Annotated in this window: 19 protein-coding genes; 10 read left to right on the top strand and 9 right to left on the bottom strand. The window is 46.6% G+C overall.

Going from position 1 to position 23,948, the window contains the following annotated elements; all coding sequences use genetic code 11:
• Window positions 1-419, bottom strand: a 419-nt coding sequence (locus ACWA6V_RS00320) for a TonB-dependent receptor plug domain-containing protein (RefSeq protein WP_449520635.1), incomplete at its 3' end; no start/stop codon positions are given.
• Window positions 420-954: 535 nt separating this feature from the next.
• Here ACWA6V_RS00320 and ACWA6V_RS00315 point away from each other — a divergent pair.
• The 3 genes from ACWA6V_RS00315 to ACWA6V_RS00305 all read left to right on the top strand — a co-directional run bounded on the left by ACWA6V_RS00315 (window position 955) and on the right by ACWA6V_RS00305 (window position 6,968).
• Entirely contained in the window at window positions 955-3,231 is a 2,277-nt protein-coding gene (locus ACWA6V_RS00315; RefSeq protein WP_449520634.1) for a hypothetical protein, read from the top strand.
• A gap of 494 nt (window positions 3,232-3,725) precedes the next feature.
• A complete protein-coding gene (locus tag ACWA6V_RS00310; protein WP_449520633.1) occupies window positions 3,726-5,747 on the top strand; it encodes a glycoside hydrolase family 97 protein in 2,022 nt (673 codons plus the stop codon).
• A 204-nt stretch (window positions 5,748-5,951) separates the two neighbouring features.
• On the top strand, window positions 5,952-6,968 hold the full coding sequence (locus ACWA6V_RS00305; RefSeq protein WP_449520632.1) for a LacI family DNA-binding transcriptional regulator: 1,017 nt from the start codon (window positions 5,952-5,954) through the stop codon (window positions 6,966-6,968).
• A gap of 61 nt (window positions 6,969-7,029) precedes the next feature.
• Here the strand turns inward: ACWA6V_RS00305 and ACWA6V_RS00300 are convergent, their stop codons facing one another.
• Window positions 7,030-7,932: a hypothetical protein gene (locus ACWA6V_RS00300; protein WP_449520631.1), complete on the bottom strand. Its 903-nt coding sequence runs from the start codon at window positions 7,930-7,932 to the stop codon at window positions 7,030-7,032.
• 288 nt (window positions 7,933-8,220) lie between these two features.
• Here ACWA6V_RS00300 and ACWA6V_RS00295 point away from each other — a divergent pair, with 288 nt between their 5' ends.
• Window positions 8,221-8,808 carry an NAD(P)H-dependent oxidoreductase gene (locus ACWA6V_RS00295; RefSeq protein WP_449520630.1) on the top strand — a complete coding sequence of 196 codons (588 nt, stop codon included), beginning with the start codon at window positions 8,221-8,223 and terminating at the stop codon, window positions 8,806-8,808.
• A 69-nt stretch (window positions 8,809-8,877) separates the two neighbouring features.
• Here ACWA6V_RS00295 and ACWA6V_RS00290 read toward each other — a convergent pair whose 3' ends face one another.
• Entirely contained in the window at window positions 8,878-9,516 is a 639-nt protein-coding gene (locus ACWA6V_RS00290) for a glutathione S-transferase family protein (RefSeq protein ID WP_449520629.1), read from the bottom strand.
• A 243-nt stretch (window positions 9,517-9,759) separates the two neighbouring features.
• Between ACWA6V_RS00290 and ACWA6V_RS00285 the strand changes: the two genes are divergently transcribed.
• Window positions 9,760-10,680 (top strand): zeta toxin family protein, encoded by a 921-nt coding sequence (locus ACWA6V_RS00285; protein WP_449520628.1) that lies wholly within the window; start codon window positions 9,760-9,762, stop codon window positions 10,678-10,680.
• Between the two features lies 1 nt (window position 10,681).
• Window positions 10,682-10,966, top strand: a complete 285-nt coding sequence (locus ACWA6V_RS00280; protein WP_449520627.1) for a hypothetical protein — start codon at window positions 10,682-10,684, stop codon at window positions 10,964-10,966.
• Between the two features lie 72 nt (window positions 10,967-11,038).
• On the opposite strand, the gene yjfF is transcribed toward ACWA6V_RS00280, so the two are convergent.
• The 6 genes from yjfF to ACWA6V_RS00250 form a co-directional block, all read right to left on the bottom strand.
• Entirely contained in the window at window positions 11,039-12,001 is a 963-nt protein-coding gene (yjfF, locus tag ACWA6V_RS00275) for a galactofuranose ABC transporter, permease protein YjfF (RefSeq protein ID WP_449520626.1), read from the bottom strand.
• On the bottom strand, window positions 11,994-13,013 hold the full coding sequence (locus ACWA6V_RS00270; RefSeq protein WP_331351073.1) for an ABC transporter permease: 1,020 nt from the start codon (window positions 13,011-13,013) through the stop codon (window positions 11,994-11,996). The genes yjfF and ACWA6V_RS00270 overlap by 8 nt, the downstream gene beginning before the upstream one ends.
• Window positions 13,014-13,162: 149 nt before the next feature.
• Window positions 13,163-14,659, bottom strand: a complete 1,497-nt coding sequence (locus tag ACWA6V_RS00265; protein WP_449520625.1) for a sugar ABC transporter ATP-binding protein — start codon at window positions 14,657-14,659, stop codon at window positions 13,163-13,165.
• Window positions 14,660-14,818: 159 nt separating this feature from the next.
• On the bottom strand, window positions 14,819-15,763 hold the full coding sequence (locus tag ACWA6V_RS00260; RefSeq protein ID WP_449520624.1) for an ABC transporter substrate-binding protein: 945 nt from the start codon (window positions 15,761-15,763) through the stop codon (window positions 14,819-14,821).
• Window positions 15,764-15,796: 33 nt separating this feature from the next.
• Complete coding sequence (locus ACWA6V_RS00255) at window positions 15,797-16,567, bottom strand: SDR family NAD(P)-dependent oxidoreductase (RefSeq protein WP_449520623.1); 771 nt, start codon at window positions 16,565-16,567, stop codon at window positions 15,797-15,799.
• A gap of 12 nt (window positions 16,568-16,579) precedes the next feature.
• Window positions 16,580-18,343, bottom strand: coding sequence for an IlvD/Edd family dehydratase (locus ACWA6V_RS00250; RefSeq protein ID WP_449520622.1), 1,764 nt, complete (start codon window positions 18,341-18,343; stop codon window positions 16,580-16,582).
• A gap of 278 nt (window positions 18,344-18,621) precedes the next feature.
• On the opposite strand from ACWA6V_RS00250, the gene ACWA6V_RS00245 reads away from it, so the two are divergent.
• From ACWA6V_RS00245 to araA, 4 genes are all read left to right on the top strand, one after another.
• Window positions 18,622-19,593, top strand: coding sequence for a glycoside hydrolase family 43 protein (locus ACWA6V_RS00245; RefSeq protein ID WP_449520621.1), 972 nt, complete (start codon window positions 18,622-18,624; stop codon window positions 19,591-19,593).
• 120 nt (window positions 19,594-19,713) lie between these two features.
• On the top strand, window positions 19,714-21,393 hold the full coding sequence (locus ACWA6V_RS00240) for a ribulokinase (protein ID WP_449520620.1): 1,680 nt from the start codon (window positions 19,714-19,716) through the stop codon (window positions 21,391-21,393).
• Window positions 21,393-22,100 carry an L-ribulose-5-phosphate 4-epimerase gene (locus ACWA6V_RS00235; protein WP_449520619.1) on the top strand — a complete coding sequence of 236 codons (708 nt, stop codon included), beginning with the start codon at window positions 21,393-21,395 and terminating at the stop codon, window positions 22,098-22,100. Before ACWA6V_RS00240 ends, ACWA6V_RS00235 begins: the two co-directional genes overlap by 1 nt.
• A gap of 128 nt (window positions 22,101-22,228) precedes the next feature.
• Window positions 22,229-23,731, top strand: coding sequence for an L-arabinose isomerase (gene araA / locus ACWA6V_RS00230; protein WP_449520618.1), 1,503 nt, complete (start codon window positions 22,229-22,231; stop codon window positions 23,729-23,731).
• Window positions 23,732-23,948: the final 217 nt, after the last annotated feature.

The raw sequence follows: 23,948 nt of genomic DNA, 5'->3' as shown, positions 1-23,948 counted from the left end.
AGCGGGGCGCTGGCAAATTCTGCGGGATATTGATCAAACTCTACGCGGCGACCAGCATTAGTGGATGCTTGTTGACGACCGTTTAACAAGGTTTCATTGTAGCCAGGCGAAAAACCACGAACACTAATTACTTGTGCACGGCCATTTACCCGTTGAGTGGCAAGGCCGGGCAAACGCATTAATGACTCGGTGATACTTTTATCCGGCAATTTACCTATATCTTCAGACGATACCGCCTCAACAACGGAGTCGGACGCGCGTTTAATCTCCAATGATTTTTCCAGGCTCGCCTTAAAACCAGTAACAATAACTTCTTCGGTCTCAGTAGTGGTTTGCTGTGCATAAACCGTTTGCGAGCCAGCAATCATACCTATAGTAGATGCCATGGCGAGCAGGTGGTTGAACGTGAGTTTTTTCATGTTTTTACTCTTCCTATTGGAAAGTTAATTATTTTTTTCAGTAAGTTATTGTTGTTTTACTTACCTTAAAATTTTGCCGTGTATGAAAACCAGGTTGTTCCTGTCCTAAGGATCATACTAAAGACATTTTCCTAAAAACAACCAAATCACTCTCTTCAAAAATCTGAAAACGTTTTTATTTTTCGGAAAACGTTTTCAACTGATTTATTTGCAATTGTTATTTTTTAATGTGGGTAGAAAGTTCACACATCTTAAAGGCAATACTTTTCCGACTTAAGGCTATTTACTTGTTTATATGGGCTCTGCCTGAATTTCATATTAAGCGATAAAAATTTTATTTTCATTTGAAAACGATACCAAATTTCTGAAAACGTTTTCAGCGATAGACATGCCGCGTAGGTGGTGGTTACTATGATTCGCAAGGCTGCTACAGGGTTTTATTTAGTTGTTCGGCGAATGCACCTTGGTAGTGTCAGGTCTATCAAAAACGACAATAAAGTTATATAGAAAAATCAGTTTCATATACGAGATAACCATGAAAACATATATATGCTCACGTATCCCATTGATAACTGCTGCCTCGTTAATAAATATGGTCTCCGTATTTGCAGCAATTTCGTTGTTAAGTGCCTGCGGTGGCGGCGGTGGGGCAGGTAAACCGCCAACTCCCCCTGCATCGTCCAGTGTGCAAAGCAGTGCAGCAGTATCCAGTGTATCGAGTGATGCTGCCTCGGCCAGTTCAACCAGTGTTGACGCTCCATCAAGTGTTGGGATTAGCTCATCATCAGTCATGTCATCCGCTGTCGCTTCTTCGTCAAGCAGTTCAGTGGTTGATGGTGCGGCAGTGGTTTATCAAGCGGAAGATAATTTCTTTTCCGGTGGTGTAACGGCGGCAAATACCTATGTGACCCATTTTTCAGCGCAGGGCGCGCGAGTTATTTTTACTGTGAATACGCCTGCTACAGCAAATTATGCAACAACTTTGGTCTACGCCAATTCAGCGGCAAGCAATAAAACGCTCAGTGTTTATGTTAATGGCCTGTTTGTGCGCAAATTGAATTTAGCTGGAACCGGGGCAGATACAGCTTGGGCAAATCAGATCGAACAATTAACTCTGCGAACTGGCGTAAACACCATTAGTTATCAGTACGACAGTGGTGATTCGGGTGGTGTTAATCTGGACTCGCTTAGTATCGCTGGTGCGCTCCCTTTAGCTGAGCGCGGAGCAACCGTTTCGTTTCAGCAATTGGAAGCTGAAAATGGTGTAACTAATGGGCAGGTATCAAATTCTGGTACGACCTATTTAACCGTTGCGGCTGAAGCGTCTGGGCGCAAATACGTCACACTCGACACTGGTGGCCATTATGTTGAGTGGATTGCACCTAAGCAGGCAAACACACTGGTTATGCGTTATGGCATTCCGGATTCCGCTAATGGCGGTGGCACCAATGCAACACTTAATTTGTACATAAATGATATTAAAGTGAAGGCGCTCGATTTAAGCTCACGTTATGCATGGGTTTATGGCAACTATCCTTTTAACGACAAACCCTCAAATGGTATGGCTCATCGCTTCTTTGATGATATTCAAATTAAAGGTTTGGATATTCCCGCTGGAGCAAAAATAAAATTACAAAAAGATGCCGACAATACCGCCGCTTATTATCGAATTGATTTAATTGATTTTGAGCAGATTGAATCTGCCTATGTGATGCCGGAAAATTTTATTTCCATTATCGATTTTGGAGCGATCGCCAACGACACCATCGAGGATACCTCTGCGTTTACAGCGGCAATGGTCGCTGCAAAAAATCAGGGCAAGGGGCTGTGGTTCCCCGAGGGTACTTTTATTCTTGGCAACTTTAATTTAATCGAGTTGGGTAATATTCATATTCGCGGCGCAGGCATGTGGCATACGGTGCTGCAAACACTGAGCGGTAAGGGTGGTATGACTGGCAAAGGCGGGGGCAATGTCACTATCGCCGATTTGCAAATTCGCGGTGAAAGAACTTTCCGTAACGACAGCGAAGATGCTGCGTTGGGTGGTGATTTCGGCAAAAATTCATTGGTACAAAATGTGTGGATTGAACACATGAAGGTTGGCTTCTGGTTGGCCGGTAGTGACGGCTTGTATATTGTGAATGGCCGCATTCGCAATACCTGGGCTGATGGAATTAATTTTGCGGGCGGCGTGAAAAATACGGTCGCCAGTCATATCAGTTTGCGCAACACCGGCGACGATGCCTTGGCAATGTGGTCAGTTAACGCTGTGAATGCCAATAACGCGTATCGCTACAACACAGTCAGCAACCCCATTCTTGCTAATTGTTTTGCGATTTACGGCGGGCAGGACAATAAAATTCTAGACAATATCGCCTCTGATACGCTCTATGCTCCGGCGGGTATCGCAATTAGTAATCGCTTTGAACCTACCCCCTTTATGGGTGTAACCGAAGTTCGTCGCAATACTATTAATCGCGCTGGCGGCTGGGAGCCAACTTACAATTACAACGTTGGTGCAGTGTGGGTCTTTGCTGATAAAACACCGATTAATGCCACGATTTTAATTGATACGCTGGATATTAACGACAGTCCATTTGATGGCATTTTTGTTAGCAATAATCGCGCAATAACAGATTTGAGAGTCAGCAATGTGCGTATTAAAGGTGCCGGTCGCAATGGTCTGTATTTTAATGTGATCGGTGCGGGTAGTTTTAACAATGTCACGGTCGAAGGCGCTACCTTGGGCGGTCTCAATAATGTGAATCCTGGTTTTGTCATTACGCGTGGCGAAGGGAATTCCGGTTGGTAATGACAGTGTGAATTGATTGTATTAATGAAATTTTTCTCCGCTTGTGCCTCTGCCATTCAGACAGGGGCACTTTTTTTGGTGGTTTTGCCGGAGTATTGATTTTTTAAATCCAGTTACGCACATGCATGTTAAGTGGTTGGGCTATTTTTTTATTACATTTATTAATAGATAAGTTGAAAAAATGTGTGATTTTTTTTTGGTTTTTAATTGCATCAAATAGCCATTTTTTTGGTGTTAATGTCTGCGGTCTTCAGTGGTTTTTATTAGGATAAAAAAAGAAATCGTTTTCACAAAATTGAAATCGTTTTCTTTTTATATGACAAGTATTTAGTGCTAGACACTGGCTTAATCCTGCTATTAAATTCAGTTTATGGTGCAATATTATTTTGCACTGGCTCATGGTGTCAGGATAGTTGTATCGAGCGGCTGCGTACCCTCTTTTTAGCTAGCTCGGACCAATAATAATTTTTCAAATTCTACTGACGAACAATACGATGAAAAAACTAATTATGATTCTTATCGCCTCTTGGGTGTCCAGCGCCGCTGCGACACAGAATCCTATTGCCAGTGTTGCTTCACCCGAAGAGACGCTTGGCGTTAATGTGTATCTATCATCTAATGGTGAACCCAGTTATAACGTGGTTTATAAGGGCAAGGATCTGGTGGCAGATTCGCGCTTGGGTTTTGAACTTAAAAACCAACCAGCGCTAACCAGTGGTTTTAAAGTAGTCGCGGCAAAAAAATCCCGCTTTGATGAAACCTGGGAACAACCTTGGGGCGAAGAGCGTTTTATTCGCAACCACTACAACCAATTGCGTATTACCTTGCGCGAAGTTTTTGGCGCTAAACGTAAGTTGGATGTGGTATTTCGTGTGTATGACGATGGTGTGGGCTTTCGCTACGAATTTCCTGAACAGGATTCATTAACCACTATCGAGATTTTGCATGAGCTAACGCAATTTAATATGACGGCTGATCACACCGCATGGTGGACGCCGGGGCAGGCGGGTAATCAATACGAATATCTGTATCAAAAAACACCCATTAGCAAAATGGGTTTGGTGCACACACCGGTGACTCTGCAAACCAACGAGGGCCTATTTGTCGCGCTACATGAAGCGGCACTGCACAATTACTCCACCATGAATGTCACCGGCGGCGCAGACGGCAAAATCAATGCGACACTGGTACCCACGTCAAAACATCAACCTATTGCAGTGAAATTGACGGCGCCGGCAGTAACACCCTGGCGTACCTTGCAAGTGGAAGAATCCGCTGCAAATTTGGTCACCAATTATCTCACTCTCAATTTAAATGAGCCCAATAAATTGGGCGATGTATCCTGGATCAAACCGGCAAAATATGTGGGTGTCTGGTGGGAATTGCATTTAGAAAAAACCAGTTGGAAATCTGGCCCCACTCATGGAGCGACTACCGCCAATACCAAAAAGTATATCGACTTTGCCGCTAAACACGGTTTTGCTGGTGTGCTGGTTGAAGGGTGGAATCTCGGTTGGGATGGCGAGTGGTGGAAACCCGGTGGCGGCAACAATTTTAATTTTTATACTCCAACACCCGATTTCGATGTCAAAGAGTTGAGCCGCTATGCAGCTGAAAAAGGTGTGTACATTATTGGTCATCACGAAACCGGTGCGGCGATTGAAAATTACGAAAGCCAATTGGATGACGCGTTTAAATTTCTTAATCAAAACGGCATGAAAGCGGTGAAAACGGGGTACGTTGAAACCGGTGAGGAGTTGGTGAATGGTTTGTATCACCATGGGCAATACTATGTAAATCACGCCCAGCGCGTGATTGATATAGCCGCTCAATATAAAGTGGCGGTGGTTGCACATGAGACGGTAAAAGATACTGGCGAGCGCAGAACTTATCCCAATATTATTTCACGCGAGGTTGCGCGTGGACAGGAATACGATGCTTGGTCGGTAGATGGCGGTAATCCACCCAATCACACAGCAATTATTCCGTTTACACGCTTGCTGTCTGGCCCCATGGATTTTACTCCCGGTGCCTTTGAATTAACCCTGCCATCGCGCCCGAAAAATCAGGTGAATACCACGCTTGCTAAACAGTTGGCTTTGTATGTGGTGATCTACTCACCGGTGCAAATGGCATCGGATTTACCCGAGCACTACGAACAACATTTGGATGCATTCCAATTTATTAAAGATGTTGCAGTAGATTGGGAAACCACGCGCGCCTTGGGTGGTGAAATTGGCGAATATGCAGCAATCGCTCGTAAGGACCGCCACAGCGACAACTGGTTTATTGGTGCGCTCACTAACGAAAAGGCGCGCAGTTTGCAGCTTAAACTGGATTTCCTGGATACAGGCAAAAAATACACTGCACGTATTTATCAGGACGGTAAAACGGCACACTACGCAACCAATCCGGGGAGCTATGAAATTCGTGAAATAGAAGTCACACGGGGTGATGAATTGGTGTTGCCATTGTCTCCCGGTGGCGGTGCAGCCATCAGCTTGATTGCCAAATAATATAGTAGTATTGATGATTCTTTGCCCTCCATCACTGGAAGCAAGAGCGAATAGCAATAACGGCAGGTGTTTCGCCGTTATTGCTGGGGCATCACACAGCTATCGTTTTACCTATTGTCTTGCTGGAAATTCCTTCTGATTTGTGATTTATTGTGAAATGAAGGTGAATCTATAAATTCATAACAATAACAAACAGGCACAGACATGATCGGTATCAAAGAAATCGCCAAAGAAGCCAACGTTTCTCCAGCCACAGTTTCGCGTGTATTGCGCAACCCCGAATTAGTCACTCCCGCCAAGCGCGACCGTGTGCTTGAGGTCGTTAAACGTACCGGTTATACGCCCAATAGTTTGGGTGTTAGTTTGCGCAAATCAAAAACTTATAATTTGGTGGCGATTATTCCCGACGCGATTAGCGTATTTAATTATCCGGTGATTCGAGCGATTGAAGGTATTGCACTGGAAAATGGTTATTCATTGTTACTAGGTGACACACAAGAAAAAGAAAGTCGCGAACGCTCATTCGCCAATATGGTGCGCTCGCGCCAAGCTGACGGTATTTTATTATTTTGCTCGCGTCTGCCGTTTGATATTGATCCCGAACGAACCCTTGCCGAACAATTACCGCCACTGGTCAATGCCTGTGAGCCGGTGGACATTGAGGGTATTCCCAGTGTGAATATTGATAATGCCGCCGCCGCTGAGGATGCGGTGAATTATTTACTCAGCCTTGGCCACAAGCGCATAGGTGTTATTGCGGGCAATATGAGTGTGCCCAGCACCAAGAGCCGTTTGGAAGGTTATAAACGGGCATTGGCCAATGCGGATATTGTGTTTGATGAACACTTGGTTCAGATCGGCAACTACGCACTGGCTGGTGCAGCAGAAGCGACGCGCAATCTTGCGCAATTAACAAATCGCCCCACAGCAATTTTTGCATTCAGCGATGAGATGGGTATGAGTTGCATGTCAACGCTGCATAAAATGGGTTTTAAAATTCCGCAGGATTTTTCGGTAATGGGTTTTGATAATATTCGCTACGCGGAATACTGCAGCCCTTCACTTACCACCATGGCACAACCTATGACAGAAATCGGCATTGCCTGCATGGAATTATTATTGCCACAACTTAACGGTGAGCCAATGACACCGGTAAAGCGCATTTTGCCGCACACACTCATGGTGCGTGAAAGCACAGGCTTGGCTCCGCAATTGATTTAGTTTTGTTGCCCGTCACTCCTGCAAACGCGGGAGTCATCACTTTTCAATTCCTAATTTAACGCTATGGGGCAGGTGGGTTTAATAATATCCAGTCTTTAACGTCCGGATGAAAAAACCCGCACTCTTCATAAGCGCGTTGGATAATATTTTTCTTTTCCAGTTCTTCAATGCCGCGCACTAATGCATCAAAAATTGCTTTTCCCTTCGGGTGTTTTTTACTGATCGGCCAGTGGCGGCTGCCGGGTAGTGCAACTTTAATTCCTGGAATCGGCACCAGCTCCAAACCATCGACCATCACTTTCATATCCGGATTGACTTGGAAAGGTGCGAGCGTCACGTCGGCACGATTCGCAACTACCATGCGCACAATTTGCACCCAGTAAGTAGAGAAGTGTATTTTTCGAATACCCAATTCGGTCAGTGTTTTTACATCAGCGTTCCAATGATTGTTGGAGGCGGCGCTTAGGTGACTAATTTTTTCACGTGTGTTGGCTTGCAGTGCGCGTTGGTTATCGGCGCGCGTATACAGGCCAGCAATAAATTCACCCTCTTTCACCACCGCTTTGGTTTTAAACAGATGCGATGCGTAGGGTTTTATATCTTCACGCCACATAAGTGCACCGGATAAAGCCACATGCCCATCGGCCACCAATTTTAAAACCCGCAAATAGCTGTTTTCTGGCCGCAGTGTGACTTTCTCTTTAAATCCCCCCAAAGCTAATGCCTGCTGCAACAATATAATTTCAATCACATCGCGCCGCGCACCCGGGCCACCAAAATAATTAATCAAGAGTGGATCGCGCTCGCCAACAAACAATTGGTAATCCGCAATAATGTCTTCATCGACCGCAGCCACAATGGTCTGTTCGGCAATGCCGTGTTGCGGTATCACTGTAATGAGCATCACTACTGCCACTGATAACCAATGGTGATGCTTCAAAATAGAGCCAATCAGTTGTTTCAATGGGGATTCCTATTTATTGCTGCAAAAAAGTGGCGCATAAAAAGCGATAAAACCAAATATTAAATACAGTTTTTTGATTAGTGCTGGATGCTATAAAAATGCTAAGTGCGATAGACAACTGAGTTGCAAAAGTTATGGGTGCATCATAGCTCACCGTTCATCTGTGCGCATCCGCCTGCGATAGCCGGTAAATCTTGTTTTGCATCAACAAAAGCTCCATGATTCCGGCGTAGCCTACTCATTGATCTTTCTGGGGTGTTTTTCATCACCACAATTGAGGTGACATCTATGAGCAAAAATATCCTCTTGATCCAAGGTCATCCCGATGTACAGCAACATCATCTCTGCAATGAACTGGAGCGATCTTACGCGCGCGGTGCGACTGATGCTGGCCACGACGTCCGCCATGTCAATGTTGCCGCAATCGATTTTCCGTTACTGCGCAGCCAGCAAGAGTGGGAGCATGGCTTGCTCCCCGTCAATTTAAAGCCTGCGCAAGATGATATTCATTGGGCTGAACATATAGTGTTATTTTTCCCGCTCTGGCTCGGTGATATGCCTGCCGTACTCAAAGGATTTTTAGAGCAAATCGCCCGCCCCGATTTTGCATTTACATCCGACGGTAAAAATCCCTTCGCGCAAAAAGGCCTGACTGGTCGCTCTGCCCGTGTAGTGGTCACTATGGGGATGCCGGCATTGGTGTACCGCTGGTATTTTCGCGCACACAGTTTGAAATCATTGGAACGCAATATTTTGGGTTTTGTCGGCATAGCACCCATCAATGAAACCTTGATTGGCAATGTCGGTAATATGGATGAAAAAACCGCGCAGAAATGGTTTGCGAAGATGCAGAAGTTGGGGGCAGGCGGTGAGTGATTATTTAATAGGGCGTTTTCATTCTCGTTCCCAAGCTCCGCTTGGGAACGCATAGGTAATTAATATCTACTAAGTATAAATTTCAAGATTTGTCCCCTCCACCATGCACACCGCCTTAACCGATTCCCGCGTGGCCATCGCACGTAAATACTTGCCTAAATTTGGAAAAGATAGGGGCGGTTGTTTAAGCCCGCTGCCCCAATGTAATAACATAAACAATACAAAGTCGCACGCACTGATATTATTACCCAATAAAAATTCCTTGCCCTCTAGCTCTTGATCAATCAATACGAGCATTTGTGTTACACGATTTTCCTGCGCTTGTTTTATGTCCGCATGACCCGAAGTCGCTGTAGTATGTTTTTGCGGATAAAAATACACCATCAATTCAGGCTGCAATGACGCATTCAAATAAAATAACCATTGATAAAACCTTGCTCGTGCGATGGTTCCAGCTTCAGGGATCAGGTTTTTTTCAGGATGTTGTTCGCACAAAAATAAACAGATGGCTGCACTTTCATAAATAGCCTGATTATCAAATGCTAGAGTGGGAATCCTGCCAGTGGGATTCAGCTTTAAATACTCAGGATTTTTCTGCGCTTCAGTTTTCCGGTCTACCAGAATCAATTCATAATCCAATTGCATTTCTGCCAACAGCATATGCGGCGCCCAGCTGGCGTTGCGGGGGTAGTAGAATAGTTTGTACATGAAATCCTTGTCTGCGTTTTTGATATGTAAGGGTTTTTGCGAGAGTACATTTTGGTTAGGTCATATTCGGATCGCATAATTTTTCGTTTTGGTAGAGTCGATTATTAGTCTGTGTTCGTATTGCAAGGCGGCGTTTATCGCGTTCGAGTTAAATATATCATAGGAGGTTTGTATGTATTGCTCTGTCGATGCTATGGTGTAAAATTATTTTTTATAAAACTTCACATGACAGAGGATGTTTAGATGAGTCTAAATTTCGCTAGGCCATTAAATTCGGTGGATTTGGCCTTTGATTTTCTAACTAGAGCATTGCAGTTAGACGAGGTTGTTGCCGCAGATGCTACGCAGCATGTGATGAAGGCAGAAAAGCTTTTAGAAAATATGAGTCTCGAGCCAACGTTGACGAGTGCTGTTAATAGGCACCCCTTGCATAAAAGTAGCGATAAGCGAATATTGCTAAGAAAAGCTATTTTTGATGATTTAGTTAATAAAATCAGACTAATAGATGATGAAGGCATTGCTCTGGGAGTGGGCGGAGCTAAACCTAATAGCGAACCTTTAAGCAATAAGCAGGCTATTCTACTTACCGGGCTTCCAGCATCAGGAAAATCTACTATTGCCAGTAAGCTAGCCGATTTGTATGGTGCATTTGTTGTAGATTCTGATTTCGCGAAAAGAAAGTTCCCAGAGTTTGGTCATGAGTATGGTGCATCTCTAGTTCATGAGGAGTCTTCAATAGTCACATTTGGCTCGTCTGAGGTCATTTATTCCAAAGAGTTATCTCTACAGGAGTTTTGTGTCACCAAGGGAATAAATATGGTTATACCAAAGATTGGGAATGACTTGAAATCTTTACGGCAACACAGGGATGCATTACTTGATAAAGGATACAAGGTGCATTTGGTTCTGGTAAGCTTAGACAAACAGGAATCCTGTCGGAGAGCGCTCAATCGGTTTTTAGAGACAAAACGATATGTGCCTCTCGGGTTGATTTTTGATGGGTACGCTAACGATCCCATATTGACTTACTACAGAATCAGAGATGATTCTAGTTGGGAGTCCGTTGGAAAGGTGTCAACCTCAGAATTGCGGGAAAAAGGTGTGCAAATTGTTCATTCTATTGGCGATAGTCCAATAAAGAGCTTGGTAAAATTGGAGGTCTAGTATGAAAAAAACTCGTTCTGGGCATTATGTAAGTAGAAATGGAGCGACGGGGCGATTTACAACTGTACATTCAAAAGGCTCTGAAGTTGTTGTTTCGGGTAGAGGTATTACTACATCTGGCAGCAGTTCTAGGATCGCTAAAGTCGCCGCGAAAAACATGCTTAATTACAGTAATAATTTGAAACGCTATATTAAAAATGAGAAAGCTGAGATTGAATCTTCATTGTCTATCGCAACAAAAGATCAAGCAAAGCTAGAAAAAAAATATGGCCATATTAATTTGTAAATGAAATATCAAATGAAAAAGCCCAAGGCTCTCACCTTGGGCTTTTTCATTTTCACTAGGAATAATCTGAACCTATCGCGGTTTTCCCCGCACCAACAACTGCTGCAACGCTATAAAACAAAACAGCAGCAAACCAATCACAATCTTCGTCCACCAGCTACTTAGCGTTCCATCAAATGAAATATAGGTTTGCACTACACCCATGATCAGTACACCCATCAGGGTGCCGAACATGTAGCCGTAACCACCGGTTAATAAGGTGCCGCCGATAACCACTGCGGCGATTGCATCCAGCTCTACGCCGACAGCGGCGAGTGAGTAGCCGGAGAAGGTGTAGAAGGAGTAGACGATGCCTGCGAGCGTGGCGAGGAAGGCGCTGATGGCGTAGATGCGGATGGTGGTTTGTGCGAGTGGGATGCCCATTAATGCGGCAGAATTTGCATCGCCACCAATCGCGTAAACACGGCCGCCGAAGCGGGTGTAGTGGGCGATAATAATTGCCGCGAATAACACCAACAAACAAATAATCGTTGAGGTTCCAATCCAGGCATCGCCGGGCAACATAAAACCAAACTCAGCGACCTGATTATAAAATTCGTGTTCGATTGGAATGGATTCTTCGCTGATTACACTCGCCAACCCGCGCGCAAAAAACATTCCTGCAAGTGTCACAATAAACGGCTGCATTTTGTAGTAGTGAATAATAGCGCCCATGATTGCACCAAATGCGGTGCCGCCAATCAAGACAATTGGAAACACAACTAACGGGTGCCATTGGTATTTGCTGATTAATACACTGCACACTACGCCAGTTAATGCGATGACTGCACCCACGGATAAATCGATACCACCGGAGAGAATCACAAAGGTCATGCCGACGGCGGCGATAATTAAAAAGGCGTTGTCGCTGAGTAAATTAAAAAATACGCGTGAGCTGCCAAAACCATCAAATTGGATTGCACCTACACCAAACAACGCAAAGAACAACGCGCAGGTGACGGCGAGCGGAATAAATTTCGGATTTAGTTTAAGCACGGTTGCTCTCCTTCTTCTTTGCCCAGAAGTTCAACTGGCTCAGCTGCTGTTGGAAACGCGGTGATTGCATTAACAGCACGATAATAATAGCGCTGGCTTTAATCAGCAGATTAAATTTCGGTGGAATGCCGCTGAGGATAATAGTGACGGTCAGTGTCTGGATAATCAGCGCACCAATTACCGCGAGAAAAATAGAAAAGCGTCCGCCCATTAGCGATGCACCACCAATAACCACGGCGAGAATGGCATCCAGTTCTAACCACAAACCGGCGTTGTTGGCATCGGAGCCTTTGATGTCGGCCGCTGCGATCATGCCGGCCAGTGCAGCACAGAGGCCTGCTACACAATACACACTCATCTTAATGGCTTTGGCGTTCAAGCCCATGTAATGACTTGCCGATGGATTTGCGCCCACCGCTTCAATATACAAACCCAATGCGGTTCTGCGCGTTAATAATTGCACAATAATAAACGTGATAATCACCAGCACGACAGGGAATGGCAGACCGAGAAAATCACCGGTGCCTAAAAAAGCAAATCCGGCGTGATCAAAGGTGACTATCTGGCCTTCATTCATTAATTGCGCAATCCCGCGCCCGGCGACCATTAAAATCAAGGTGGCAACAATCGGTTGGATGCTCATGTAGCCCACGAGAAAACCGTTGATGATTCCAGCAATTAATCCAGCGACTAAACCAGCGCCGATAATAATCGCAAGGTTATCGACACCTTTGGTGATGTAGTAGGCGCTGGCTGCTCCGGCGATTGCCATAATCGAACCCACGGATAAATCGACACCGCCAGTTGCGATAACCAAAGCCATACCGATAGCGAGTAATGCAACTGGCGCGGCGCGATTGAGTACATCAATCAAACTGCCGTAAAAGCGGCCATCTTTAAATTCAATTTGGAAAAATTCCGGTGAAATAATGGCGTTGATAATTAACAGCACCAGTAAACCGGCGCAGGGCCACAAATAGCGGCGCAGGTTTTGGTTTTTGGTTAGGTTCATAATTGTCTCATCATTAATTTTTTCTGCTTTTCTCGTTCCCAAGCTCCGCTTGGTAATGCAGATCTACAATTTAAAGAATGCTATTTTTTATCCGCCGTATGCATTCCCAAGCGGAGCTTGGGAACGAGGATATATCGCAGCTTTAATCATTAATTTGCCGCAATCGCCTGCATAATCCGCTGCGGATTAATGTCACTGCCTTCCAGCTCAGCGACTTTATTGCGATCGCGCAGCACAATCACTTTGCTACTGAATGCGACCAATTCTTCTAGCTCGGAAGATGCAACCACCAAGGCCAAGCCTTGGTCGCAGAGTTTGCGAATCAAACGGATAATTTCAGCGTGGGCGCCAATATCGATACCGCGGGTAGGTTCGTCGAGAATCAATAGCGAAGGATTAGCGGCGAGCCAGCGGGCGAGAATTACTTTTTGTTGGTTGCCACCGCTTAATTGCTCAATCGGTTTTTCAATATCCGAGGTGGCGATACTTAATTCTTTAACGTATTGGTTGGCGATTTCTTCCTGCTCTTTGCGCGAAATAAATTTCCACCAGCCTTGTTTGATTTGGCGGGCGAGAATCATATTTTCACGGATAGAAAGCTGGCCGAGGATGCCATCGTGTTTGCGGTCCTCCGGGCAGAGGCCCATGCCTGCGTCTATTGCATCGCGTGGCGAAGAAAAGTTTACGGTTTTGCTATTAAACATCACTGTGCCGCTGTGTTTTTTATCCACCCCAAAAATCAAGCGACATAATTCAGTGCGGCCGGAACCGAGCAAACCGGCGAGGCCTACAACTTCACCTTTGCAGACTTGTAAATCGACAGGGGAGAGGGTGGCGTTGCGCGCAATACCTTGCACATTTAATAATGAATCTCCGCATGCTGAATCGATTTGTGGTTTGTGCTCTCCCAATTCAGCAAGCTCTTTACCGAGCATATGGCCAATCAATTCAGTGCGCGATAAATTTGCTGCAACAAATTCGCCCACCAATTCTGCGCTACGCAAAATGGTAATGCGGTCGCATACGGCATACACCTGATCGAGAAAGTGGGTTACAAATACAATGCCGATACCGCGTGCTTTTAAATCGCGCATGATGCGGAATAGCGATTGCACTTCATCTGCATCGAGGCTCGCGGTGGGCTCATCGAGGATCAATACTTTTGCGGACATATCCACACCGCGTGCAATCGCAATTAATTGCTGAACGGCGATGGAGTAGTGCGAGAGTGGCAGGGTTACATCGATATCCAGATCGTAACCTTTGAGTAACTGCGCAGCGTTTTGGTTTACTTTTTTCCAGTTGATTAAACCGAAACGGCGCGGTTCACGGCCAAGATAAATATTTTGCGCAACGGTCAGGTTGGGCAACAAATTCACTTCCTGATACACAGTGCTAATGCCAAGGTCTTGTGCATCGCCAGTGTTGTTGGGGAATATGGGATTGCCTTCCAATAAAATATCGCCGCCATCGCGCTGGTAAACGCCGGTCATCACTTTGATGAGCGTCGATTTACCGGCACCATTTTCACCGAGTAGCGCGTGAATTTCTCCTGCGCGCAAACTGAAGTCCACACCTTTCAGAGCATGGACACTGGGAAATATTTTATGAATTCCTTTGAGCTGTAAAACTGGAGCTGTACTCATTTTTTAATCGCTTTTGATTTTTTATGTTGCACATACTTTCAAAGTGCTAGCGAATAGAGTTGAACGACCGTCTGAGGCAAGGATGCCGAAGATGAGCCTACATGGACGTATTCACGGCGTGTCGTCCAACTCTATTCGTTAGCGCGTCATGCTCAGAAATTACTTGGCTCCACGCTTTACCAATTCAGCTGCAGCGTTATCAGCCGTATAAACCGCTCCACCCATCTTGATCCACTTATCAAACTCTTTTTTACCATCGCGGAATTCATTGATCACATCAAACGCTGGGCCGCCAAGATGCGGGCTTAATTCCACTGATACATTAATCTCGCCTGCCACAATCGACTTCAACGCATCGTCTACTGCATCTACCGACACAATCAGAATATCTTTACCTGGTTGTAAACCCGCTTCGCGTACAGCCTGGATCGCACCCAGTGCCATTTCATCGTTATGCGCCCAGATTGCACAAATACCTTTGCCGCCGCCTTCTGCTTTGAGCATGGTCTCCATTACCTCTTTACCTTTTGCACGAGTAAATTCGGCCGTTTGGCTGCGCACAATTTTGGTTTCCGGAAATTTAGCAATGGTATCGTTAAAACCTTTCATGCGACCAATCGCCGCGCTTGAACCTACAGTGCCTTGCAGTTCTAAAATATTGCATTTGCCCTGGGTTTTTTCAGTGAGCCAGCTGGCAGCGCGTTGGCCTTCCACTTCAAAGTCTGGCGCGATACGTGTGAGATAAAGTGATTGGTCAGTAACCGATACATTGCGATCCAGAATAACCACTGGGATGCGCGCGCGCTTGGCTTCCATCAACACCGGTTGCCAACCGGTTTCTACTACCGGCGCAATTAGAATGGCATCCACACGCTGCGCAATAAAACTGCGCACGGCTTTAATCTGGTTTTCCTGCTTTTGTTGCGCATCAGAAAACTTCAATGTGATGCCGCGTTTTTCCGCTTCGGCTTTTACCGATTCAGAAAAACTGGTGCGCCAACCGGATTCTGAACCCACTTGTGCGAATCCAACGGTCAATGCATTTGCAGTAGCGCTGATGCCAATGGCAGCGGCAAGTGTCAGGGTTTTAAAAATCGTTTTCATAGTAAGTTCTCGTGTCGTTAAATTATTGTTAGGTTAAATCCACCCACCATCCACAATAAAATGTTGGGCGGTGCATAAACGGCTATCATCCGATGCCAGAAATAACGCCATAGCGCTAATGTCTTCCGGCATCACCGATTTTTTTAAACATTGGTTATCTAAAATATTTTTGGCAGATTTATCTTTAGTGAGCATCGCCATCTGGCGGTCGGTCATCACCCAGCCGGGCACCAGCGTATTCACGCGAATATTATTGCCGCCCATATCCCGTGCAAGCCCGCGTGTTAAACCTTCTATCGCCGCTTTGGAACTGGTGTAGCCGGGCATACCACCTTGAGTTGCGTACCAGCTCATGGAACCCAAATTAATAATCGAGCCGCTGCCGAGTTCAAGCATATGTTCATACACCGCTTGCGCTGCAAAAAAATGGTGGCGTAAATTTACCGCCAAACGCTCGTTCCAATAATCAATGGTAACTTCGCGAAAATCGTGGCGCGTATCATTGGCGGCATTGTTGATTAATATGTTGATGGGGCCAACATCGTTGTAGATTTGTTTGATCGTCGCCTGCAGTTTGGGAATATTTAACAGATTGCAACGATAGTAGCGCGGCGGTGTGTTATCGGGGCGATGGCTAAGTTGTTCGACAAGTTTGTGCGAATCTGCATCGAGAATATCGATAAAACACACCTGCGAACCTTGATGGCAAAATGCTTCAACTAAGTTGGCACCAATACCGGAAGCGCCGCCGGTGATTAACACCACTTTATATTTCAGGCTGGGATACTGGTTGGTGAGTGTCATAGCCGCATCACCTTAATGGGAGTGGCCGGGCACATCAGCGCCACGGCAACCCACGAGAAAATCAAAATCGCAGCCTTCATCGGCTTGCATTACGTGTTCGATATACAGCTGCAAATAGCCACCGTTTTTTTTCTGGATTTTTTGTTGGCGCAACCTATCTAAACGTGCAGCAATTTCTGCTGCGCTCACTTCCAATTCAAGTGAGCCTGCATTGGTATCCAATGCGATCCAATCGCCATCTTCTACCGCAGCAAGCGGGCCAAACTCTTGCGCTTCAGGTGCAACATGCAATACCACTGTGCCAAAGGCGGTGCCGCTCATGCGCGCATCGGAAATGCGCACCATATCGGTAATACCCGCGCGCAATAATTTGGGTGGCAGACCCATATTGCCCACTTCCGGCATGCCGGGATACCCCTTGGGGCCGCAATTTTTTAATACCATAATGCTGTTTGCATCAACGTCGAGTGCTTCATCCATTATGCGCTCTTTGTAGTGATCAAAACTGTCAAACACGATCGCGCGGCCGCGATGTTTCATTAGGTGTGGCGATGCTGCGCTCGGTTTTAATACTGCGCCGCGCGGTGCAAGGTTGCCGCGCAAAATGCAAATGCCGCCGTTGCTGCACAGCGGATTATCAATCGTACGGATAACATCGTCGTTATAGCAGGGCGCTTGCTGGTTATTTTCCCAGAGTGTTTTTCCGTTTGCGGTCAAACAGTCTTTGTGAAGTAAACCGGCATCGCCCAGGCGTTTTAATACTGCGGGCAAACCGCCGGCGTAATAAAAATCTTCCATTAAAAATTGGCCGGATGGCTGCAAATTTACCAGCGTGGGAATTTGCTGGCCGTAGGTTTGCCAATCTTCCAATGTGAGTGGCAACTCCATGCGTGCGGCTATGGCTTTTAAATGGATCACGGCATTGGTCGAACCGCCAATGGCTGCATTGGTGCGAATCGCATTGATTAAACTTTCGCGCGTGAGCAATTGTGAGATGCGTAAATCTTGCTGCACCATTTCCACAATGCGCATGCCGGATATATAGGCGAGGGTTTTGCGGCGCGCATCGACAGCGGGAATGGCGGCATTTTGCGGCAGTGATAAACCGAGCGATTCAACCATGCAGGCCATAGTCGATGCTGTGCCCATGGTGTTGCAGGTGCCGGTGGAACGGGACATATCCGCTTCGGCATCCATAAATTCCTGCAGGGAAATTTTTCCCGCTTTGTAATCTTCGCTCATGCGCCATACGAGTGTGCCTGAGCCGACATCTTTACCTTTGTGTTTGCCGTTGAGCATGGGGCCGCCGGTCACAACGATAGTGGGCAGATCGCAACTGGCGGCGCCCATCACTAATGCGGGAGTGGTCTTGTCGCAGCCGACTAATAACACCACGCCGTCGATAGGATTGCCGCGAATCGATTCTTCCACATCCATCGCCGCCAGGTTGCGCGTGAGCATGGCGCTGGGGCGCAGATTGGATTCGCCGTTGGAAAAAACTGGAAACTCTACCGGCACGCCGCCGGCTTCCAGAATGCCGCGCCTGACGCTTTCGGCGAGTTCGCGGAAGTGGCTGTTGCAAGGAGTGAGTTCTGACCAGGTATTGCAGATGCCGATAATAGGCTTGCCTTGGAAATGATGTTCAGGGATGCCCTGGTTCTTCATCCAACTGCGGTACATAAAGCCGTTTTTGTCCTGGGTGCCGAACCATTGGGCACTTCGCAGTGGCTTTTGCGCTGATGCGGGTGCTTTTTTTGTCTTATTATCTTGGTTCATACAAGGCTGCTACATCTTATGGAGCCACAGCTATGGCAGGATCAGCCCTAACCTTGTTCCAGTCAGGGCATCAATTATTATTAAAGTCAGACAATATAAGAGCTGGGATAAGCTGCCGCAATCCTAATTACGCAGGTTTACCGTTTAAATACGGGCGCCACTTCGGATTTGGACAAAACTTTTCACTGCCAAGACTTGATTTAATTGTATTATAATATCAATATAAATCAACCCCTTCAGAAAACGGGTATCACCAACAATAAGAGTGAGAGTGAATAATGCGCCCCCTGATTAAACCGATGTTTTTAGCCTTGTCCGTGCTTGCTGGCGCCGCGCAGGCCGCCAACCCGATTTTTACCGATGTGTTTACCGCTGACCCGGCCGCCATGGTGCATAACGGTAAGGTGTACCTCTATGCGGGGCACGATGAAGCCAAAGACAACACCAAGTTTTTTGAGATGCACGACTGGCTGGTCTACTCCTCGGATGACATGGTCAATTGGGAGTCCCATGGTCCGCGCCTGCACGTGAAAGACTTTAAGTGGGCTAAAGGGGATGCCTGGGCGAGCCAGATTATTGAAAAGAATGGCAAGTTCTATTGGTACATCACCGCGCGCCACAACGACACCAAACCCGGTTTTGCGATTGGTGTTGCGGTGGGCGATAGTCCGCTCGGGCCGTTTAAGGATGCGCTGGGTAAGGCATTGATAACCAACGATATGACCACTGATACCCCCAACGATTGGGATGACATCGACCCTTCGGTATTTATTGATGGCGACGGCCAGGCTTATCTGTTTTGGGGCAATACCAAGGCATATTACGCCAAGCTCAAGCCCAATATGATCGAGTTGGACGGCGCTATCAATGAAATCAAAAGCCTGCCTGAATTTACCGAGGCAATCTGGGTGCACAAATACAAGGACAACTACTATCTGTCCTTTGCGATGGGTTTCCCTGAGAAGATCGGTTATGCGATGAGCAAAAGCATCACTGGCCCTTGGGAATATAAGGGAATCCTCAATGAAGTGGCGGGCAATACGCCCACTAACCATCAGGCGATTATTGAATTTAACGGCAAGCACTACTTCATTTATCACACCGGCGCAGGGCGTCCGGATGGTGGCCAATATCGCCGCTCGGTGGCAATCGATGAGCTGTTTTACAACGCGGATGGCACTATCAAACGCATCGTTATGACCAGCGAAGGCGTAACAGCGAATAAAGCTGTCAAACCGGCAAAGAAATAAGTAGTTAAGCGCACGCAAGCCCCCTGAAACCAATTGACATGGCAGGGGCTAATCTGAATAATATTGTCATACAATATTAATATCCTCTGGTGAGGCAACAGTATAAAAATGGGTGATGTTATGACCTCTTATGCCTTGGGGCTGGATTACGGCACTGACTCTGTCAGAGCCCTGTTAGTAGATGCCCTGACCGGTGAAGAAGTAACCAGCAATGTGGTCTATTACCCGCGCTGGAAAAAAGGTTTGTATTGCGTACCGGCGAAAGACCAATTCCGCCAACATCCGCTCGACTATCTGGAGAGCCTTGAGCAGGTTGTTCAGGGGTTGTGGAGTAAGGCACCGGCTGGTGCTGCGCACCAAGTTGTCGGCGTCAGTTTTGATACCACCGGCTCAACTCCCGTTGCGGTTGATAGCGAAGGCGTTGCGTTGGCACTCAAACCGGAATTTGCTGAAAATCCCAATGCCATGTTTGTGTTGTGGAAAGACCACAGCGGGGTTAAAGAAGCGCAGGAAATTACGGGGGGTGCAAATAAATCATCCGAAAACTATTTAAAGTACGAAGGCGGAATTTATTCCTCTGAATGGTTCTGGGCGAAAACCTTGCACGTATTGCGTGAAGACTCTTCAGTCGCCAAAGCCGCTTACCTGTGGGTCGAACATTGCGATTGGATGTCAGCAGTGCTGACTGATACTACGCACCCAAGCAAATTGCGCATGGGCCGCTGCGCCACCGGCCACAAATTAATGTGGCATGAAAGCTGGGGTGGTTATCCACCGAATGATTTCTTTGTGGGCATTGATCCTCTATTAAATGGTTTGCGTGACCGTTTGCCGGCCGAGACATTTACCTCTGACCAAGTTTGCGGTGGGCTCTCTGCAAAATGGGCGGACAAACTTGGTTTGCCAATCAATACGCCCGTTGGTTTTAGCGCATTCGATTGCCATATGGGCGCCGTTGCTGCAAAAGTAAAACCGGGTGTGCTCACCAAAATTATGGGTACATCCACTTGCGATATTACCGTCGCAACCTACGACGATATTGGCGATAAATGTATCGCCGGTATCTGCGGCCAGGTTGATGGTTCGGTAACACCAGGATTTGTTGGCCTGGAAGCAGGGCAGTCAGCATTTGGCGATTTGTATGCCTGGTTCCGCAATCTGGTGAACTGGCCGGTTGCTAACATCTTGCAAAACTCTTCGTTACTTGATGAAGACACCAAACAAAAACTCGCACAAGAAATTGAAGATCAAACGCTGGTTGCATTGAGTAACGCGGCGGGCAAATTAGCCATCGGTGAAGCGGGTATTACCGCACTGGATTGGGTCAATGGCCGTCGCACTCCCGATGCTAATCAATCGGTTGCTATGGCAATTGCCGGTTTGAAAATGGGCAGCAGTGCACCGCATATTTTCCGCGCGCTGGTTGAAGCAACGGCTTATGGTGCGCGTGCGATTATCGAGCGCTTTAAGCAAGAAGGTGTTGCAATTAATTCGGTAGTGGCGATTGGCGGTATATCGAAAAAATCCGACTTTGTAATGCAAACCTGCGCCGATGTATGGAACTGCCCCATCGAAGTGTTGGAGAGTGAACAAAGTTGCGCGCTGGGCGCGGCAATTTTTGCTGCAGTTGCCGGTGGTGTTTATCCCGATGTTGCAAGCGCGCAAAAAGTGATGGCATCCAGCGTATGCAAAACCTACACGCCCAATGCCAATGCTGCCGCTATCTATGAAGGCTTGTATCAAAAATATCTCAAGCTTGGCACTTTTGTCTCTGCTGGTGGTGTTGGAGGTAACGCTTAATGAGTTACACCGAATTAAAACGCGAAGTCTACGAAGCCAATATGGAATTACAGCGCCGCAATCTGGTGGTGTATACCTGGGGTAACGTATCGCAAATTGATCGCGCTAGAGGTGTGGTTGCGATTAAGCCAAGCGGTGTTGCCTATGAGGTGATGACTCCTGACGATATTGTGATTGTCGATTTGGAAAATAATATCGTGGAAGACTCTCCACATAAAAAAAGTATGCGTCCCTCGTCGGATACCAAAACCCACACGCATTTGTATCGCCACTTTGAATCGATTGGTGGAGTGACTCACACTCACTCTACTTACGCCACTGCCTGGGCGCAAACGCAACAGGCTATTCCTTGCTACGGCACTACCCATGCTGATTACGCCTACGGCGAAATTCCCTGCACAGCGGTAATGACTGACGAACAAATCGAACGCGACTACGAAGAAGAAACCGGTGTGCAAATTACCGATTGCTTTAAAACGCGCAGCCCGAAAGAAGTTCCTATGGTGATAGTGGCCGGTCACGCGCCTTTCACTTGGGGTAAGAATGGTGCCGACGCGGTTTACCACGCGGTAATCCTCGAAGAAATTGCACGCATGGCCTATTTAACCAAAACCTTACAGCAAAACACTCTGCCGTTAAAACAAGGCATTGTGGACAAGCATTATTTACGCAAACACGGGAAAAATGCCTATTACGGGCAAAAATGAAATTTTAATTAAGTAGGTAGTCGTCATCCTCGCATAGCGGGGATGACGACGGATAGATGTGATTTTGTAGGTTGGGCAGCCACGCCCAACAAAAAATTGAAAATTGAAAAAATTCTGAGGAAAACAAAATGAAAATCTACGGCGATAAAGAAGTCTGGTTGGTCACCGGCTCACAAGATTTGTATGGTCCAGGCGTATTAAAACAAGTCGCCGAGAACAGTCAAAAAATTGCGGCGGGTTTGACTGAATCCAACAATATTTCAATCAAAGTTGTTGCGCAGGATACGGTTAAATCTCCCAAAGAAATTCTTGCTGTATGCCAAGCGGCGAATAGCAATCAAAACTGTGTTGGTTTGATCCTGTGGATGCACACTTTCTCTCCGGCAAAAATGTGGATCGCCGGTTTGAGTGCATTGAGCAAGCCTTACATGCATTTGCACACCCAGTTCAATGCTGAGCTACCGTTTGCTGAAATCAATATGCACTTTATGAACCTCAACCAGTCTGCACATGGCGACCGCGAGTTTGGTCATGTGAGCACACGTTTGCGCCAGGAGCGCAAAGTGGTTGTAGGCCATTGGGCAACTGAATCAGTGCAAAAGCAAATCGACAGTTGGTGCCGCGTTGCTATGGGTTGGTACGCTAGCCAGAATTTAAAAGTGGCACGCTTTGGCGACAACATGCGTCAAGTAGCGGTTACTGATGGCGATAAAGTTGCTGCGCAAATTAAATTTGGTTACGAAGTTCACGCTTATGGTTTAGGCGATCTGCAAAAAGTAGTTGATGCAGTTACCGATGAGCAAGTTGCTGCACAAATTGAAATCTACAAAAAAGAATACGATGTAAATCCTGCGATTTTTGATGATGCACATCAATACCAAATGCTGAAAAACGAAGCGCGTTTGGAACTGGGTATGTTGAAGTTTTTAACCGACGGCGACTTCGGTGCGTTCACCAACTGCTTTGAAAACTTAACTGGCTTAACCAACCTTCCTGGTCTTGCAACACAACGCTTGATGGCGGCTGGTTTTGGTTACGGCGGCGAAGGCGATTGGAAAACCGCTGCAATGGTACACATCTGCAAAGTGATCTCTAAAGGCCGTGTGGGTGGTTCATCCTTTATGGAAGATTACACTTATCACTTCGGTGCTGTGGATCAGGTACTGGGCGCGCATATGTTGGAAGTTTGCCCATCGATTGCTGCAGCAAAACCAAAACTGGAAGTGCATTTGCACACAATTGGTTGCCGCAATGATATCGCCCGCTTGATCTTCACCGGCAAAGCGGGTCCAGCACTGTGCATTTCCTTGATCGATATCGGCACCCGTTTCCGTGTGATCATCAACGAAGTAGACACCGTAAATCCACCACAAGAATTGCCGAAGTTGCCAGTGGCAAAAGCGCTGTGGGAACCACGCCCCAATCTGGAGATTTCTGCTGCAGCCTGGATTCAAGCCGGCGGCGCGCACCACAGCGCCTACACCCAAGGTGTAACTGCTGACGAAATCGTAGACTACGCGGAAATGGCAGGAATTGAAGCGCTGGTAATTGGTGCGGATACCACTGTACGCAATTTCAAAACCGAATTGCGCCACAATGCGGCTTACTATCATCTGAAAGATGGTGTGTAACTTTCTAATCGAGTAAGACCCAGTTAGGTAGAGGCTCGCGAGACGCGCCGTAAATACATCCATGTAGGCTCGACTGCTGCATCCATGCAGCAGACGGTCTCGCAAACCTCTACCTAACTGTGTCCACGAGGTGATCGCAAATGTAAAAACTCGACGCCATGCGTCAATTTAAAAACAAACTGTAAAGTCAGGTCTTTTCATATCGAACTTATTGCCT

It is taken from the genome of Cellvibrio sp., from assembly GCF_053579595.1.
This window is presented reverse-complemented; position numbering and strand designations above follow the sequence as displayed.

Coding starts and splice junctions, on each gene's coding strand:
- ACWA6V_RS00315 (WP_449520634.1), top strand. CDS start 955: ATGAAAACATATATATGCTCACGTATCCCATTGATAACTGCTGCCTCG.
- ACWA6V_RS00310 (WP_449520633.1), top strand. CDS start 3,726: ATGAAAAAACTAATTATGATTCTTATCGCCTCTTGGGTGTCCAGCGCC.
- ACWA6V_RS00305 (WP_449520632.1), top strand. CDS start 5,952: ATGATCGGTATCAAAGAAATCGCCAAAGAAGCCAACGTTTCTCCAGCC.
- ACWA6V_RS00295 (WP_449520630.1), top strand. CDS start 8,221: ATGAGCAAAAATATCCTCTTGATCCAAGGTCATCCCGATGTACAGCAA.
- ACWA6V_RS00290 (WP_449520629.1), bottom strand. CDS start 9,516: ATGTACAAACTATTCTACTACCCCCGCAACGCCAGCTGGGCGCCGCAT.
- ACWA6V_RS00285 (WP_449520628.1), top strand. CDS start 9,760: ATGAGTCTAAATTTCGCTAGGCCATTAAATTCGGTGGATTTGGCCTTT.
- ACWA6V_RS00280 (WP_449520627.1), top strand. CDS start 10,682: ATGAAAAAAACTCGTTCTGGGCATTATGTAAGTAGAAATGGAGCGACG.
- ACWA6V_RS00270 (WP_331351073.1), bottom strand. CDS start 13,013: ATGAACCTAACCAAAAACCAAAACCTGCGCCGCTATTTGTGGCCCTGC.
- ACWA6V_RS00265 (WP_449520625.1), bottom strand. CDS start 14,659: ATGAGTACAGCTCCAGTTTTACAGCTCAAAGGAATTCATAAAATATTT.
- ACWA6V_RS00260 (WP_449520624.1), bottom strand. CDS start 15,763: ATGAAAACGATTTTTAAAACCCTGACACTTGCCGCTGCCATTGGCATC.
- ACWA6V_RS00255 (WP_449520623.1), bottom strand. CDS start 16,567: ATGACACTCACCAACCAGTATCCCAGCCTGAAATATAAAGTGGTGTTA.
- ACWA6V_RS00250 (WP_449520622.1), bottom strand. CDS start 18,343: ATGAACCAAGATAATAAGACAAAAAAAGCACCCGCATCAGCGCAAAAG.
- ACWA6V_RS00245 (WP_449520621.1), top strand. CDS start 18,622: ATGCGCCCCCTGATTAAACCGATGTTTTTAGCCTTGTCCGTGCTTGCT.
- ACWA6V_RS00240 (WP_449520620.1), top strand. CDS start 19,714: ATGACCTCTTATGCCTTGGGGCTGGATTACGGCACTGACTCTGTCAGA.
- ACWA6V_RS00235 (WP_449520619.1), top strand. CDS start 21,393: ATGAGTTACACCGAATTAAAACGCGAAGTCTACGAAGCCAATATGGAA.
- araA (WP_449520618.1), top strand. CDS start 22,229: ATGAAAATCTACGGCGATAAAGAAGTCTGGTTGGTCACCGGCTCACAA.